Below are 16,162 nucleotides of genomic sequence, written 5' to 3'. Positions count from 1 at the left end.
CAACCCCTCACGAGTTCGAATCTCGTATCCTCCGCCTCTGCCAGCCATGGCAGCACGAAGGCCCGGACCGCATCACGCGGCCCGGGCCTTCGTCGTCTCCGGATCTGGGCCCCGTGTCAGAGGCACGGGGCAGAATCACGAGGGCAACAGCCGTCCCGAGCCCAGACGAGGCGGACGGGGAACATCCGGGGAGACAGCATGCCGAAGATCCCAAAGGGTCGGCGCGTGGGCCAGGCCGCCGTGAACGCGGTGCGCGCACTCCTTGAGGAGCACGACCACGTCGTCCAGGAGATCTCCGGGCAGAACGACTTCGGCGAGGACCTCTACGTCACCTTCGTCGAGGACGAGCACGTGACGAGCGACGTGATCAGGGTGCAGGTCAAGGGTGGGGAGAAGTGGCGCCGGGCCAACGGCTACGCGGTACCCGTCGGCCACCACGGCAGCACCTGGGCGGACGGGAACATCCCCGTCTACTGCGTGGTGTACGACCCGGACAGCAAGCGGCTCTTCTGGGCGAACGCAACACAGCAGCTCCGACGAGCCGGCCCGTTCAACCGCCCGAAGGTCATCGGGGTCAGCCCCAACGCGGTGCTGACCGACTCGACGATGGAGTCGTTCGTCGCTCAAGCCCGTCGCTACGTCGGGCGCTACCGGGGCCGACAGGCCGTTCTCACCCACCTGGGAGAGATGTCCGGGGTCGAATTCGACTCGGCAGACCACGTCCTGCACTTCGTCAATGGTGACGACGAGGACCTCATCTTCTGGAGGCACCCCGGCGCCGATGCCGCCACCCTTCTGCACAGCGCGCTCGACTGGGAGCCGTATCTCGTCAGTCTGGCATCTCTGATGCGCTCCGAGATTTCGCCTCCGAACCTCGGAACGGACGATGAGACCATGGATCGTCTCTGGCACGACCCCGACCTGTCGACTGCCGAGGATCTGGAGCTGAGTCAGCCGGAGATCATGTGGGTGGCCTCCTGTTTCATGTCCACCCGGCAGGCGGACGAGGAGTCAAAGGACCTCTACGGCCTGGACGAATGCGACGGGTGCCCGGAGTGCACGGGCGAGGAGCCCGCCGAGCACGGCAAGATCGCGGCGGACGTACTCCACGAGTACGTCATCGACTGTGTCCTCGCCCGGATCGATGCCGAGCCGGACCTCCTTCGCCGCTCTATATCGGCCATGCGCGAGGACGGCCGGATTGCTCCGGAGATCGTGGCGGAACTCGGTCCCCTCGAAGCCGATCCACATATCGTCCGGCAGGTGATGAAGCTGAGCCGCGCCACCGTGGCGGACCTCGAACCGGAGGCGTTCCGACTGGCGGTGCTCTACCTGATCCACCGTGTCTACGTCGGCGGCCCCTCGCTGCCCCTCGACCAGCAGGTCCGAATCGACTGGCGCGTTCCCGAGCCCGGGCCGGAAGCATTCTCCGCGGGTTGACGGCCGACTCCACGAACAACACACCTGTCCTCGAGCAGGGGCCCGTCACCTGAGCGAGGAGACGCCCGTTGTAGGGGCGTGAACCCCTACGCCGTGACGCACCCCTTCCCGGCTCATCAGGAGCCGACGAGCATGCCACTCCTGTGTTCCGGGTTCCGAATCCAGACGACGCTCCTGCACCGACTGGGCACCGACCAGTGGGACGCCCGCGTACCAGCCGGCCAACTCATCGGTCTCGCCGAGGCGCTCGACCCGGCAGAGCGGATGGGCACCAGGCGCGAGTTCCTCGTGGGTTAGGCCCAGAACCGGCAAATGGAGAAGGTGCTGCGCGAACGGCCGGATGCCTTCGGTGTCACAGGCCGGGTGGTCCTCGGCGCCGACAACGTCTTCTGGGTTCCGGATGGAACCCGGAGCAGCGGCACCCTCGACCTTCTCGGGCCGGAGTGCATCGACGGGTACCAGCGGATGGCCCTGGTCTCCCGTCTCGCCGCGGAGCTGTCCGTCGAGCACCTGGACCGGGCGGTGCTCGACGTCCGTATCGTCACTGGGTCGACCCGTGAACTCGCCCGGAGCGAGTACGACTGTGCTCACCTCTACTGCAATCCGACCGAGCCGCAGGACCTCCTCGTCCGTCACCCCGTCATGCTCAGGCTCGTCAGGCAGTTCAGTGACGACCAGTGCAACTTCAGGATTCGCCGCGGCGAGCAGCGCGGGCCGCGCCGGGAGGGATACTCCATCGGCGAGGCGACGACGGCACACGCACTGTTCTCACACAAGGCCGACCCCGACCTCGCCCACCGCACGCTTGAGGACGAGGGACGGCAAGATCTGGCGGAACCCGTCCAGCCACGCGTTCCGCACTCTGTTCAACGACCACACCCAAGCGACCGGCGTCCGTATCGCCATCATGTTCCGAGGTTGATCCTCGGTGTCCTGGAACAGATGCTCCGGGCCCGATCGGCCCATCACTGGCACCTGCCGGAGGACGCCCCTGACCTGATGATCTGGGCGGTCGCCCGCCAGTTGTCGTTCGACCGGCTGCACTGCGACCAGCGCAATCCTGCGGCACCGGCATGGGAGGAGATCCTCGACACCGAGTTGCCCGCGCTGACGCGGCGAGCCGCCGGGCGGCTCGCCCGCGCGTACGAGAAGCTGCGGCCGAACGGCATCCACAAGGGGGCCGAGGTGTGCGAACTCCCCTACTGGCACAAGCTGCTCAAAGCCGCGGGTATGAGCTGACGGCGCGAAATCTCCCAGCCGACTCCGGGGAACCCCTGATCTCCGGATCGGGCAGGCGCCCCCACGTCTCCTTGGACAAGCACGGCATGACGTCCGCTCTCATCCGGGTCCACCTGGACTGGGTCTCGGCAAAGGCCGCTGCGCAACGTAGCTCTACGGAAGCGCGGGGCTTGTTCCGGAGGATGCGGCCTGGATGCGAAGGGAACGACCAAGGACGTGGACCTCGATCTCGGCTGCATGATCAGGCCCGGGGACTGCGGCAAGACCGTGCTCCAGACGCGGGGAAGCTCGCTCGGCACGGTGGATCATTTCCCCTACATCGCACCGGCCGTGGACGGCCGAACCCGTGCGCGGGCCGCGGGCGAGAACCTCGTGATCAACCTGGACACCTGGCCGAGTTCTCGAAACTGCTATTTCACACCTACACGTACAAGGGCTCCGGGAACTCCTGCGGCCTCGATGCGGCGGTGACCCTCAGCTCCGACCATGGCGACCGGCTTGAGACGCGTCTCAACAAGTACCCGCCGCAGGCACACGTGTGTGTGATCGCTCTGATCACGCGACAGAAGGGCGAACTCGGATGCGAGGTGAGGCCGTTCGCCCCACAGGACGACCCAGGCATCCAGGATGTGACGTCCCGGGCATACCGGCTCGGCATGAATGGACGCAGGGACGCAAGTAGCCGAGCCCGCTGCAGATCCGAACCCTCATAACGCAGAGTAGCTGCGGAGCGCCGGCAGCGAGCCGATCACCCGCTTGATCCGCATCAGCCATCACAAACACTCGTTGACCTGGGGCAAGCTCGCGCCCGCCACAATCTACCGAGGGGAGGCGACGCACCGTCAGGCCGATTGCAAACTTGACGCGTTCAAGGATCCTCACTGGCCGCAAGGGATGGAGCGCCCCCAAGCAACCATGCATGGTTCACTCGATCGGGTTATATCTGAGCAATGAGAATCAAACGAGCGAATGCCACCCTCATGATCTCCCTGAGACCTGGTCCAACTCGGGAGGGAGCGCCATGCCCGATGCCTTCACTGTTATTACTGATCAAATTCTTCTCAGGTGCGGCGGGAAACCCATATGTGCACACGTAGGCGATGTTCGATTTTGCACAATGAAGAAACATTCAACCTACCAGGAACTGCGCAGCCAGGTTCGCCTGGGGCGCTCAAAATCAACGGCAAGTCTACGCCTCTGGGAATCAGTAGTAACCCTGGCCAGGGAAGGGGAGCGACAGCATCGGGAGAAATGGTTGATGATCGCATTGGATCTACTGACCCCATACTTCAAGGGATGGTCAAAAGAGCTGGCCAGAAATTGGAATTATGACGTTTCCGACATCAGGTCTGCAGTGATAGAAGGACTCCTGGTGGCATGGTCATCCGCAGATGATGGAACACCGCCCAAGAAACTGCAAGAAATCATGATGAGCAACGCCTTTGCGAGCGCACGAAGCCTAGTGAACTCGGGCTCATCGGAAACATGCACGGACAGCATGGATGTTTTCATTCCAGAGGGCAACCATGAGAGCACGTCCACACTGCGACCGTCCTCAATTATCGACGTCGGCACAGTAAGGGATCCGGACGCCAACGAGAGAATTCGCGGCGAGCGAATCGGGTCCCTTTTGCAGCGGATGGGGGCCATTGACCACGCAACCGGCCTCCACAGTAGGCTCCGGGATGGGCACCGTGACGAGACGCCAATCCCACCGATTGCCCCGGCACAGGTCGGGCGGTCGTGGGTCGACGGGAGGAATCTTTACTATCGGATCTCCGATCTTCTGCCGCAGCACATAGGCTTCAGCAAGGCAGCCAACGCGCTTGGCCTCTCGGAAGCGCAGGCGTCAAGGAAGGCCAGGGATGGGTCCCTTTCCTTTCGGATCCTCTGGGTCGGTAACACCAGGGTGGTTTCGGTAAAATCACTCATGCACACACTGGGAATTCAGGACTCTATTGTCCACCCGGACGACGTAGAGAATGGAGCTTCTCACATTCGCAGCGGACAGAGATTCAACGACTTCGTTCGGGGCGATCGGGATCGCGGGACCTCATCGATACAGGTGCCCAGCAGTACACCCACCACCGCCTGATTGCGATGCCCTGTTGAGATCGCACTCCAGCACCCGTATAGATGATCCATTCTAGCAAAAACCCGAACTGGCTGGCGAATTTCGGCCTGTCTGCCGAGCGCGCGTTTGAGGCGTCTTCTTCCGCGTCTTCGGCATACAGCGGACGCTAGCTGACCGCTCTGACAGCGTGGGGCGCATGGCCGAAGAGTCGCCTGGCCCTGCCTCGTTGGCTCTCTCGCCGAACCCGTTCCGAGCACAGTCGACTTGGAAAGGAGACAGGCAGTCCGGACGATTCACGCCCGCAGACTGAGGGCAGGCTCTGCCACGGTCCACTCGGGAGGGAGAGTGCGTGAACAGGGACCCAGATCTCATCCGTCACGAGGACGGAATTGTCTAGACCAAGAGTATCGGCAAGTTCGACTACGTGCGCGATTATCTGGAGGTGGCGGCTGGCGCCCGGTCCGGCCCCGTCCGTTGGAACGGGCATGGCCGGCGGGTGGAGTATTCGGTGCTCAAGCCGGATGCCCCGGCAGGCAAAGCGCCTTTTCGGTTCGCCCGTCGCGTCTTCTGGATCAAGGAGCATGACCGCTCAGAACGGCCAGATGGCGTGTACAAGGACTGCGCCCCATCCGAAGGCGTAGATCCCGCACCGTCACCGCCGGAGTGTGGAGTGAACTCACCGAGCGCGCTTGGGAAGGACCGCTGCCAACCGCCAGCACGCGATCGGCCGCCACCTCCAAGTCCGGACCTCAACAGAACTTGATCAAGGTCGGCGAGTCACTGACGAGCGGCACTGCGTTCATCGGGGTGGCGCCCACCAAGCGAGGTCTCGTCGACCTATACATCGGCTGCGCAAGCGGGCGCCAGCTTGGCGACGGCAGCCATGTGATCTCGGGGCTACTCCCGCCCGACCAGGCGCGCGAGCTCCTCACCACGATCATCAAAACGGCCCCCTGGCTCCAGGAAGCCCATGCACTCTCAGTGGTGGACGGGTGGCTCGCGGGCGACTTTCCGAAGCAGGCCCCTCGGCCGCCATCGGCTTCCCCAGCCGGTCGCCTGGTCTCAGTTTTGGTCTCGTTCACCACCGTCCATCCAGGTTCAACGCTCGCGCACTGACTTACTCCGCCACAGATCAGGACAGGTGTGAACCCCGGCGGACGGGGTTCGGGAGAATTGGAAAGCGTGTTGGGGGCAACCCCTCACGAGTTCGAATCTCGTATCCTCCGCCTCTGCCAGCCATGGCAGCACGAAGGCCCGGACCGCATCACGCGGCCCGGGCCTTCGTCGTTCCCGGGTTCCGGTTCCGGTCTCAGTTGTCCCGACCGCCGCCGCGGCGGCGGGGCCGCTCAGTACTCGCCGAGGGTGATGGCGGTGGCCGCCTTGTGGATGGGCTCGATGAGCTTGGCCATGATGCGCTCCTTGCCGGGCAGTCGCGCCATCAGCGAGAGCATCGCCATCGAGAACCGGACCTGGCCGCTGGTGCGCATGACCATCCGCTTGACGTTCGCCGGCCCTAGCTTCTGGTTCTGCTCGGCGAAGGGCCGCACCTGCCGTTCGTAGCCCGCGAAACCGGCCTCGTACTCGCCGCCGGCCGCGGCCAGTTCTCCCGCCAGGACGTAGGCGGCCACCAGGGCGAGACCGGTCCCCTGCCCCGACGCGGGGGAGGCGCAGCAGGCCGCGTCTCCGAGCAGGGCCACGCGCCCCTGGGACCAGCGGTCCATGTGGACCTGGCTGAGCGAGTCGAAGTAGAAGTCGGGGGCGCTCGCCATGCCTTCGAGCAGGCCGGGGACCTCCCAGCCCTCTCCGGCGTAGGCGTCCGTGAGCAGGCGCTGCTGCTCGGCGCGGTCGCGGTGGTCGTAGGTCAGCGGCTCGGAGGCGAAGAGGAACATCGCCTTGGCTCCGGTGTCCCGGGCGGTGCTGTAGGTCAGTACCGTGCGGCCGGCGCCGACGTAGGTGAGCTCCTCGCGGTCCAGGTCCAGCCGGTTGGGGACGCTGAAGATCGAGATGTAGTGGCCGAGGTCGCGGACGTACCGGCTCTCCGGGCCGAAGGCCAGGTCACGGGTCCGGGAGTGCAGCCCGTCGGCGCCGAGGACGAGGTCGAAGACCTGGGTGCGGCCGCTGTCGAAGGTGACCTTCACCCCGTCGGGGCCGTCGGTGAGCGAGGCGATGGAGTCGTCGAAGAGGTATTCGACGTCGTTCTCGGTCAGCTCGTACAGGATGCGGTTCAGGTCGCCGCGCAGGATCTCGGCATCTCCGTGGACACGCCCTCCGAAGGTGTCGCCGTCCATGCTCGCCACCCGCTTGCCGGTGGCGTCGACCACGGACCCTTCTCGCACGTCGGTGCGCAACCGGCGGATCTCGTCCAGCACGCCCATCCGCCGGACCACCTCCAGCGCCGCACCACGGATGTCGACCTTGTAGCCGCCCTCCCGGATCCCGGAAGCCCGCTCCACCACCGTGGGCGTGAAGCCGTGGCGCCGCAGCCAGTAAGCAAGGGCCGTGCCCGCGATGCCGGCACCGGAGATCAGGACGTTCGTGTTCTTCATGGGAAGCCCCCCGAGTCAGGTCTGAACCGGCACTGACAGTACGGCAGTATTAGACGTTTGTGCAAGACACTTGTTCAAAACAGGTTCGGGCGGTAGCTTCGGCGAGCCGCCCACGGCCCACCTGACGGGCCAGCGGCTTTCCTGACCGTGGACGTCGTGCTGTGGCGCGCACTTGATCACGGTTCAGTTTCACAGTGGGGCGCCGCGGCCATCGGGGTGGCGTGCGCGAGGGAGAAGGGGGAAGTGCCATGGCGCAGTCGCAGGAGTCGCTGGCCGCGTTCGTCGAGGCGACGGCCGAGGAGTACGGGCTGCCCGGCGTCGCCGTCGGGGTATGGGCCGGCGGGAAGGAGATCTACGCCTGCCACGGCGTGACGAGCGTCGACAACCCGCTGCCCGTCGACGAGCGGACGCTGTTCGTGCTGGGCTCGGTCTCCAAGACGTTCACGGCGACCGTGCTGATGCGCCTGGTCGCCGAAGGGCGCGTCGAACTGGACGCGCCGGTGCGCCGCTACGTCCCCGAGCTGGTGCTCCCGGACGAGCGGGCCGCGGCCGGGATCACCGTCCTCAACCTGCTCAACCACACCGCCGGACTGGACTGGCGGATGAACGTCGACACCGGCGAGGGAGACGACGCCCTGGCCGCGTACGTGGCGAGGATGTCCGAGTCGCAGCCGATCGCGGCGCCCGGCACCCGGGCCTCCTACAGCCAGATGGCGTTCAACCTGGCCGGGCGGATCATCGAGAAGGTCACCGGTCTGACCTACGAACAGGCCGTCTCCTCACTCCTGTTCGAGCCGCTCGGACTGTCGCACACCTCCTTCGCGGTCAACGAGGTCATGACCCGGCGCTTCGCCGTCGGACACACCGTCGGCGAGGACGGCACACCCACCGTCGCGCGGAAGTGGAAGGACACCCGCGCCAACAACCCCGGCGGGGGCGGCGCGTCCTCGGTGGCGGACCTGCTCCGCTGGGCCCGCTTCCACCTCGGTGACGGCCGCGCCCAGGACGGCACCCCGGTCCTGCCCGCCGAAGCCCTGCGGCGCATGCGGCAGCAGACCGTCGAACTGCACGGCAGCACGCTCGGCGACGCCTTCGGCATCTGCTGGTTCCTGCGCGACGTGGACGGCGTGCGCACCGTCGGCCACGGCGGCTCCACCAACGGCCAGTTCGCCGAACTCCTCATCGTCCCCGAGCGCGACTTCGCCGTCGCCGCGCTGTCCAACGCGGGGCCCGACGGCGGCCTCGCCTTCAACCGGGCCGCCCTCCGGTGGGCGCTCGAACACCACCTGGGGCTGGTCGAGCGGGATCCGGAGCCCCTCCCCTTCGACGAGGCCCGGGCCCAGGAGGCCGCCGGGACCTACGAGAACGACGTGATGGCGCTCACCATCGCCGTCGACGACGCCGGGCTGACGATCGCCTGCGCCATCAAGCCGGAGATCCGCGCGGCCGCCGACACCGAACTGCCCGCGGACCTACCCCCGGCCGCCCTCGGCCTGCTGCCCGGCGACGGAGACGAGTACATCGTCACCAGCGGCGGCCTCACCGGACAGCGCGGCTTCTTCACCCGCGACGACGCCGGCACGATCACCGGAGCCGACCTCGCCGGCCGCCTCTTCACCAGGACCCCGGCGGACCGGTAGCCCGATCGCAACGACGTCGTCCCGGCCACACCGACCCTGCTCGCCGCGACGGCGTGGCCCCGGGTATTCGAAGCCCGGGGCCACGCCGTGAGCGTGGTGTCTCTGCTGTTGCGGTGCGGACTGCCTGACGACATGTCAGGCACTTGCGCCGACGGGTTCAGGCGGCCGGGGCGACGGCCAGGAGGCCGGTGGCGCGGTCCGCGGTGAGCACGCCGAGGATGAAGCCGTCCTCGTCGACGACGGGCCAGACCTCCAGGTGCTTGATCCGCATCGCGATCGCGGCCAGGGCCAGCCCCATGGTCGGCCAGGCGAACGGGCCGCGCTGGTGCGCGGTGGCGCTGATCGCGGTTCGCTCGGTGTACCAGGAACCGGCCAGGAACGCGTGGAGTCCGGTCCGGGTGACCAGGCCCTCGCACCGGCCGTCGTGGTCGCGGACCAGCAGGTACTCGACACCGGCGCCGCGGAGGACGTCGTTGGCCTGGTCGACGGTGTCGTCGTCGGCTATCCGGTAGTCGCAGGGGTCCATGGCGTCGGCGACCGTGAGGCCGCGGTTGCGCCGTGCCGGCTGCGGGGAGTGCATGGTCACGGTGCTCACCGTTCCCGTCTCCGGCTGCCCGCCGGGGGGCTGCCGGGCTGTCCTTCAACCAGAACGAAGCCGGAACGGGTACCGGAATGCGGGATGCCCTGGATGTCTACGACCCTACTCCGGTGGCGAGCGGCCCGGAGCGGCTCGGAGCGCACCGCCGCGGAGTAGCGTGGGAGACAACCGAGGACATTCCGCACACCGGCATCAGCGCCGACGTCGCCCTGGGTCTGACGGGTCCCTCGCGGACCGGACGGGCGGCTTCGCATGATGCCGATTCCATTCCCCAGCTCTTCCTCCTCCGGGCCGTGGACGGTGCCCGGCTCCCCGCTGCTGCCGCGGCTGGAACTCGAACCGACGATGTCGCGGGAGGGTGTCTTCGACGGCGCCTGGTGGCCCCGCTCCAACCACGTCCTCGCCGAACTGCCGGACCTGATCACGGCGCTCGGCGCCCACTTCGGGCGCATCGTCCGGGTCGGCCTCGACACCTCGGCCTGGGACGGAGTGCCCCGGTCCGTCCCGGCGAACGGCCTCACCATCCGGATCAACTGGTTCACCGGCAGCGACGCGACGATCAGCGTCACCCGGGGCTTCCAGGACCACTTCCTGCTGCTGGTGGTACCGCCGGGCACCGCCTCGGCCACGGCCGCCTCGGCCATGGCCGGCGCCTCGGCGACCGGGAACCACACCCCGGCGGCGGAGCTCCTGCTCCGCTGAGCGGTCCGGGCAGGCGGCCGCAGCGGGGTCGGCCGATGATGGAAGCCAAGGAGAGCGCGACGTCCGGGAGCGACGTCCGAGAGCGGCGTATGGCTGTATGGCATGTCCGGGACTTCACGCCGGACGACCTCGAAGCGGTGGTCCGCCTCGACGCGGAGAGCACCACGACGGACCGCGCCGCCGTCTTCCGGCTCTCCGACGTGGTCGCCGCCTTGCAGGCGCGGAACCCGAGCGTCGTCGTGGTGGCCGACGGACACCTCGTGGGCGCGGCGGTGGGCCGGGTGGACGGGGACCGCGCCTGGGTGCTGCGCATCGCCCTGCACCCCGCCTGGCGGAACCTGGGCATGGGTTCCGCCCTGCTGTCGGCGTTGGAGCACCGTCTGCGGGACGCCGGCGCCAGGATCGTCGCGGCGCTGCTGCCCGACGAGGAGACCGGGGCCACCGCACTGGTCAACTCCGGATTCCACCCCCACCGGGGCCTCACGTACTTCGAGAAGTCGGAGGCCGTGGGCGCTCAGGGCGCGACGGTCCTGGCGGCGCTCGGCGCGGTCATGCCCGAGGCCGGCCTGTGGAAGCAGCTCACGGGCATGGCCGACGAGAAGCGGCTCATCGAACGGCGTCTGGTCCTGCCGCTGGCGAATCCCGGGCTGGCGGACGCCCACGGGGTGGAACCGCCCCGCGCGGTGGTGCTGTTCGGTCCGCCGGGCACGGGCAAGAGCACGTTCGCCAAGGCCGTGGCCGGCCGGCTCGGCTGGCCGTTCGTCGAGCTCTTCCCCTCCCGGCTCGCGTCCGAGGAGGGGCTGGCCACCGGACTCGGCCGCCGCTTCGAGGAGGTGGCGCAGCTCGACCACGTGCTGCTCTTCATCGACGAGGTCGAGGAGGTCGCCGGCACGCGCAGCCTCGCCGCCCCCGCGTCGGTCGGGGTGGTCAACGAACTCCTCAAGTCGATCGTGCGGTTCCGCGACCGCGACGGCCGGCTGCTCGTCTGCGCCACCAACTCGGTGACCGCCCTGGACCCGGCGTTCCTGCGGCACGGCCGGTTCGACTACGTCCTGCCGGTCGGGCCGCCCGACTCCGTGGCCCGCGACGTGCTGTGGGCCGGCTACACGGCGAAAACGGGTACCGCCGCCGACACCGCGGTCCTCGCCGGGGCCAGCGAGGGCTTCACCCCCGCCGACATCAGGCAGGTCGCCATGGCGGTCGCCCAGAGCGCCTTCGAGCGCACGCTCGACACCGGGGAACGGACGCAGCCCAGCACCCAGGACTACCTGGACGCCATCCACCGCACCCGCCCCACCGTTTCCGAGGAGATGGCCCGGGAGTTCGCCGACCAGGCGATCCGCTACGGGCGGGTCTGAGGACGCCCGCGGTTCCGGGGCCCGTCCGACGGCGCCGGGCTGAAACCCCGCCACCGCGACCATGCCCGGTCCGGGCCGGACCGGGAGTAACCTGGATGTCACCGAAGGCACTTCGCATGCCGGCACCGGATACTGGCGTCGTCTCCGGCGAACGGCAATGCCGGGCCCGACCCCGTGGGCCGGACCCGGAGACAGGTCCTCGGTCATGACCACGACACTCGATCGTGCGACGACGCCCGCCGCCCCGGATTCCACCGCACGGCTCTCCCTCGCGCTCGCGCCCCGTGGCGTGCGGCCGGGCCGGCTGGACGGGGCCTGGTGGCCCCGCTCGCGTGATCTCCTTCTCGAACTCCCCGCCCTGGCCGCCGAAATCGACGAGCGGTGGGGCCGGATCACCCGGATAACCGTGAACCCCGCGAAGTGGCCCGTCATCCCCCCGCGCATCCCGGTCGCCGGGCACACCGTCCACGCGGGCTGGTTCACCACCGAGCAGGACGAGCACACGATCGCGGTGTTCTCGTACGCCCCCCGCAGGCTGAACCTGCTGGTCGTCCCGCCGGAGACGGATGCCGTCGATGCCGCCCGGCTGATGGCCGAAGCCGCCCGTCCCGCGAACACCATGGACGCGAGCGCCCTGCTCGCCATGGTGACGGGCAGCGGAGTGCAGGCGCCGGGGCCGCGCTCCGACTTCCTGCCGTCGGCCGTCGCTCCCTCCGACGACGCCGCCGAGGCGGACAGGCGGGCGGACGTCGCCCGCGGCCGGGCCGCCGCCTGGCCGGTACCCGCGTAGCCGGCGGGACGGCCGTGGCGCCCGCCACGGCGGCGGGGCCACCGCTCCGGACGGACCACCGCCGAGGGTCTGTGGTCCGTCCGGAGCGGACCGCGCGTCAGTACTCGGCGCCGCTTCGCGGGTAGCTGCCCACGGCCTGGAGCTACGCCCGGGGCCGGCCCGCCCCGCCCCGATATCCCCACGGCACTCAACCCGCGTCACTCAGCCCGATCCGGCGCTTCCGCTGGAGCGCTTCAGCGGAAGCGCCGGGTCTCGGCCGCCGTTCGTGCGCCCCGAGGCCCTCCCGGCCGGTGGTGCGTGGCGGATGATGGGGGCAGAGACGTGAGGGGCGGCGCAGTGGTCGAGAGTGGATCCATCGGGTCGGAGGCGGAGCCTCGGCTGGGCAGTGAGGAGTCCGGGGGCACCCGGGACGGGAGGCGGCGGCGGGGTGTCGGGCGGCGGGTGGCCGTACTCGTCGGCGTTCTCGTCGTCCTGTGCCTTCCGCCCTGGTGGACGTTGTTCGGTTCCGGGGCCGACTGGCCGTTCCAGGTCTTCCTGGCCGGCACCGCCGTCTTCGCGGCCTGGCTGCTCTCCTTCCCCTTCCTGATGGTCGCGGGCCACGGGTCGCGGCGGGCCGACCGGGCCGCCCGGGTCGCGGACACCAGCCTCGGCGTCGTCTGGGTGCTGTGGACCTGGTCGGTGCTGGGCGGTCTGGTGAACCTCGTGCTGGGCGGGCTCGACGTCGGCGGGGCCGGGCGGGCCAGGACCGTGGCCCTGGCCGTCGCCGTGGTCTCTGCCGGGCTGCTGGGCTGGGGGCACTACGAGGCGATGCGCGTGCCCCGGGTGAAGCGGCTGGACGTCCACGTCCCGCGGCTCGGCGGGGGTCTGGACGGGACCCGGGTCGTGGTGCTGGCGGACACCCACTACGGGCCGATCGACCGGGCGGGCTGGTCGGCGCGGGTGGCCGGGGTGGTCAACGCGCTCGACGCGGACGTCGTGGTCCACGCCGGCGACATCGCCGACGGCACACCGGCCCAGCGCCGGGAGCAGTCCGCGCCGCTCGGGACGATCCGGTCGAGACTGGCCAGGGTCTACGTCACGGGCAACCACGAGTACGGCGGGGAGGCCCAGGGCTGGCTGGACCGCATGGCGGACCTGGACTGGGAGCCGCTGCACAACCGGCACGTCGTGGTGGAGCGCGGCGGGGACGCCCTCGTGCTCGTCGGCGTGGACGACGTGACCGCGGAGTCCTCCGGCCTGGCCGGGCACCGCGCAAACCTGACCGGCGCGCTGGAGGGGGCGGACCCCGCCCTGCCGGTGCTGCTCGTCGCCCACCAGCCCAAGTACGTCCCGCAGGCCGCGGCCGCCGGCATCGACCTGCAGGTCTCCGGGCACACCCACGGGGGCCAGATCTGGCCGTTCAACTTCCTCGTCCGGATCGACCAGCCGGTGGTCCACGGCCTGAGCCGGCACGGGGAGCGCACCCAGCTCTACACCAGCCGGGGCACCGGCTTCTGGGGACCGCCCTTCCGGGTCTTCGCCCCCAGCGAGATCACCGTGCTCACGCTGCGCTCGGGCGCCGCGTAAGCGAACTCCGAGGCGGGCGAAGGGCTCGGACCGCACGTCGCGGTCCGAGCCCTTCGTCGTCGGTCAGGCGCCATCGGTCAGGCGCCATCGGTCAGGCGCCATCGGTCAGGCGCGGTCGATCAGGTGCGGTCGATCAGGTGCGGTCGATCAGGACCTGGACGCCGTCGAGGATCCGGTCCAGGCCGAACCGGAGGGTGTCCGTCGGCGCGGCGGCGTCGCCGGGGGCGAAGGCACCGGCGGCGAGGGCGGCGGTCAGGGCGGGGAAGCGGTCGGGCTGCCGGGTGAGCAGTTCGCCGGTGAGGTGGGCCCATTCGCGGCTGTGGGCCTCGTCGAAGTCGAGCTGCTGTTGCGCGTGGGTGCGCACGTATCCGGCGACGAGGACGAAGACGCGGTGCTGCTGCGCGGCGGTCAGGCCGGTGGGGGCCAGGGCGGTGAGGGCGGCGTCGAGCCAGCCGAGCTGGTTGGGGCCCATGAGCTGGTGGCGCATCGCGGTGGCGGCCAGTAGCCAGGGGTGGCTGCGGTGGACCTGCTCGGACGCGCGTGCCCAGGCGACGATCCGCGGGCGCCAGTCAGGGCCGGCCGTGGTGAGGTCGGGGGCGTCGGCGAGGACGGACTCGACCATCAGCTCGACGAGTTCGGCCTTGCCGGGCACGTAGCGGTAGAGCGCCATCGCGGACATCCCGAACCCGGCGGCGACCTTGTTCATGGAGACGGCCTCCAGGCCCTCGGCGTCCGCCAGCCCGACCGCGGCCTCGGCGATCCGGCCCGGGGTGAGGCTCGGTTTGGGACCCCGGGTGGGTCGGTCCTGCTCGCCCCACAGCAGCGCGACGCCCGCGCGCAGGTCGCGCACCTTCTCCTTGGCCATGCGGCCCTCCTCCTCGTGTCGGTTCCCGTGCCTCGTGTCGGGTCCGGTTCCCGTGCCCGGTCCGGCCGGGCCGTTGACACCCGACAGGAACTGTATATACCTTAAACACATCGAACTGCTGATGCCATAAACAGTTGGGGGAACCACCATGCTCGCCACCGTCATCGCCGCCTCCGCCGCCACCGCGCTCGCCGCCCCCGTCGCCGGGCTCCTCGGCTACCGGGGGCTCAAGCGCCACGCCGCCGCCGAGCGGATGCGCATCACGTCGCCGAAGGGCATCGACGAGTCCGGGTTCGTCCGCATCGGGGGCATCGACCAGTGGGTCTCCGTCCGCGGCGAGAGCCTCGACAACCCGGTGGTGCTGGAGATCCACGGCGGCCCCGGCGCCTCCAACCTGCCGTTCGTCCCCCGCACCCGGGCCTGGGAGCGGCACTTCACGATCATCCGCTGGGACATGCGGGGCGGCGGCAAGACCTTCGGCCACGGGGGCCCGGAGGGGCAGGGCGAGATGAGCCTCGACCGGCTGTACCGGGACGCGCTGGAGGTCACCGAGTACGTCCGCGCCCGGCTCGGCGTGCCGAAGGTGCTGCTGGTCGCCAACTCGATCGGCACCGTGCTCGGCCTGCGCCTGGCCCGCAACCACCCCGAGCTGTACTCGGCCTACGTCGGCACCGACCAGAACGTCCTCGCCGGCGGCCGCCCGCACCCCGCGTACGACGCCCTGGTCGAGCGGCTCCGGGCGGGCGGCAAGCGCAAGGAGCTGGCCGCCGTCACCGCGATGGGCCCGGACGCCACGGCGTGGAGCACCCACCAGTGGTCGGAGTTCAACAAGCTGGTCGTCACCACCGACCCGCTGACCTTCGACACCATGAAGACCGTCGTGGTCCGCTCGCTCTGGTTCTCGCCGCTGCACACGCTGCGCGAGCTGCGGACGTACCTGAAGGGCATGACCTTCGCCGAGCAGCTGGGCCCGCAGGCGATGGCGGTCGACGAGTACGCCGAGGGCACCGACTTCGCGCTCCCGTTCTTCGTCTTCCAGGGCGACAGCGACGTCCTCACCCCGCCCGCGCCGGCCCGCCGCCTCTTCGACGCCGTCAGCGCGCCGGTCAAGGACTTCGCCCTGATCCGGAACGCCAGCCACTTCGCGTCCTTCCGCGAGCCGGAGCAGTTCCTGGAGCTCATGCTCACCAAGGTCCGGCCGGTCGTCACGGGCGAACTCGCCGCCCGCTGAGGCCGCCGGCGCCGACGCCAACGCCAACGCCGACGCCGACGCCAACGCCAACGCCAACGCCAACGCCAACGCCGGGAGAGTGTCCGTTTCCTTCAAGACGGGCGCCCGCACCG

At 69.4% G+C, this 16,162-nt stretch carries 14 protein-coding genes and 1 tRNA gene (1 of these 15 running past the window's edge); 12 read left to right on the top strand and 3 right to left on the bottom strand.

Translation table 11 applies throughout. The annotated features are described in order from the left end of the window. The 6 genes from ACFVSN_RS16680 to ACFVSN_RS16655 form a co-directional block, all read left to right on the top strand. Positions 1-34 (top strand) — tRNA-Ser (locus tag ACFVSN_RS16680); it begins 151 nt to the left of the window's first position. Positions 35-198: 164 nt separating this feature from the next. Further along, positions 199-1,440: a DUF4365 domain-containing protein gene (locus ACFVSN_RS16675; protein ID WP_387955575.1), complete on the top strand. Its 1,242-nt coding sequence runs from the start codon at positions 199-201 to the stop codon at positions 1,438-1,440. A 132-nt stretch (positions 1,441-1,572) separates the two neighbouring features. After that, complete coding sequence (locus tag ACFVSN_RS16670; RefSeq protein ID WP_387955574.1) at positions 1,573-1,737, top strand: hypothetical protein; 165 nt, start codon at positions 1,573-1,575, stop codon at positions 1,735-1,737. A 15-nt stretch (positions 1,738-1,752) separates the two neighbouring features. Then, positions 1,753-2,679, top strand: a complete 927-nt coding sequence (locus tag ACFVSN_RS16665; RefSeq protein WP_387955572.1) for a hypothetical protein — start codon at positions 1,753-1,755, stop codon at positions 2,677-2,679. A gap of 1,258 nt (positions 2,680-3,937) precedes the next feature. Beyond that, positions 3,938-4,774, top strand: coding sequence for a hypothetical protein (locus ACFVSN_RS16660; RefSeq protein WP_387955571.1), 837 nt, complete (start codon positions 3,938-3,940; stop codon positions 4,772-4,774). A 385-nt stretch (positions 4,775-5,159) separates the two neighbouring features. Then, positions 5,160-5,516 (top strand): DUF6009 family protein, encoded by a 357-nt coding sequence (locus tag ACFVSN_RS16655; RefSeq protein ID WP_387955607.1) that lies wholly within the window; start codon positions 5,160-5,162, stop codon positions 5,514-5,516. 583 nt (positions 5,517-6,099) lie between these two features. On the opposite strand, the gene ACFVSN_RS16650 is transcribed toward ACFVSN_RS16655, so the two are convergent. Further along, on the bottom strand, positions 6,100-7,299 hold the full coding sequence (locus tag ACFVSN_RS16650; protein WP_387955569.1) for an FAD-dependent monooxygenase: 1,200 nt from the start codon (positions 7,297-7,299) through the stop codon (positions 6,100-6,102). Between the two features lie 248 nt (positions 7,300-7,547). On the opposite strand from ACFVSN_RS16650, the gene ACFVSN_RS16645 reads away from it, so the two are divergent. Continuing rightward, positions 7,548-8,939 carry a serine hydrolase domain-containing protein gene (locus tag ACFVSN_RS16645; RefSeq protein ID WP_387955568.1) on the top strand — a complete coding sequence of 464 codons (1,392 nt, stop codon included), beginning with the start codon at positions 7,548-7,550 and terminating at the stop codon, positions 8,937-8,939. A 157-nt stretch (positions 8,940-9,096) separates the two neighbouring features. Here ACFVSN_RS16645 and ACFVSN_RS16640 read toward each other — a convergent pair whose 3' ends face one another. Then, positions 9,097-9,519, bottom strand: a complete 423-nt coding sequence (locus ACFVSN_RS16640; RefSeq protein ID WP_387955606.1) for a CBS domain-containing protein — start codon at positions 9,517-9,519, stop codon at positions 9,097-9,099. A gap of 270 nt (positions 9,520-9,789) precedes the next feature. On the opposite strand from ACFVSN_RS16640, the gene ACFVSN_RS16635 reads away from it, so the two are divergent. The 4 genes from ACFVSN_RS16635 (at position 9,790) to ACFVSN_RS16620 (ending at position 13,953) form a co-directional block, all read left to right on the top strand. Next, on the top strand, positions 9,790-10,239 hold the full coding sequence (locus ACFVSN_RS16635; RefSeq protein ID WP_380444527.1) for a DUF5994 family protein: 450 nt from the start codon (positions 9,790-9,792) through the stop codon (positions 10,237-10,239). 89 nt (positions 10,240-10,328) lie between these two features. Beyond that, entirely contained in the window at positions 10,329-11,597 is a 1,269-nt protein-coding gene (locus ACFVSN_RS16630; RefSeq protein WP_380444529.1) for an ATP-binding protein, read from the top strand. 205 nt (positions 11,598-11,802) lie between these two features. Continuing rightward, a complete protein-coding gene (locus tag ACFVSN_RS16625) occupies positions 11,803-12,387 on the top strand; it encodes a DUF5994 family protein (RefSeq protein ID WP_380444531.1) in 585 nt (194 codons plus the stop codon). 441 nt (positions 12,388-12,828) lie between these two features. Then, entirely contained in the window at positions 12,829-13,953 is a 1,125-nt protein-coding gene (locus tag ACFVSN_RS16620; protein WP_387955566.1) for a metallophosphoesterase, read from the top strand. A 133-nt stretch (positions 13,954-14,086) separates the two neighbouring features. Here the strand turns inward: ACFVSN_RS16620 and ACFVSN_RS16615 are convergent, their stop codons facing one another. Beyond that, on the bottom strand, positions 14,087-14,818 hold the full coding sequence (locus ACFVSN_RS16615; RefSeq protein ID WP_380444534.1) for a TetR/AcrR family transcriptional regulator: 732 nt from the start codon (positions 14,816-14,818) through the stop codon (positions 14,087-14,089). 148 nt (positions 14,819-14,966) lie between these two features. Here ACFVSN_RS16615 and ACFVSN_RS16610 point away from each other — a divergent pair, with 148 nt between their 5' ends. Beyond that, a complete protein-coding gene (locus ACFVSN_RS16610; RefSeq protein WP_387955564.1) occupies positions 14,967-16,049 on the top strand; it encodes an alpha/beta fold hydrolase in 1,083 nt (360 codons plus the stop codon). Positions 16,050-16,162 lie beyond the last annotated feature (113 nt).

This window comes from Kitasatospora sp. NPDC057904 (genome assembly GCF_042887925.1).
Taxonomy (GTDB): Bacteria; Actinomycetota; Actinomycetes; order Streptomycetales; family Streptomycetaceae; genus Kitasatospora.
This window is presented reverse-complemented; position numbering and strand designations above follow the sequence as displayed.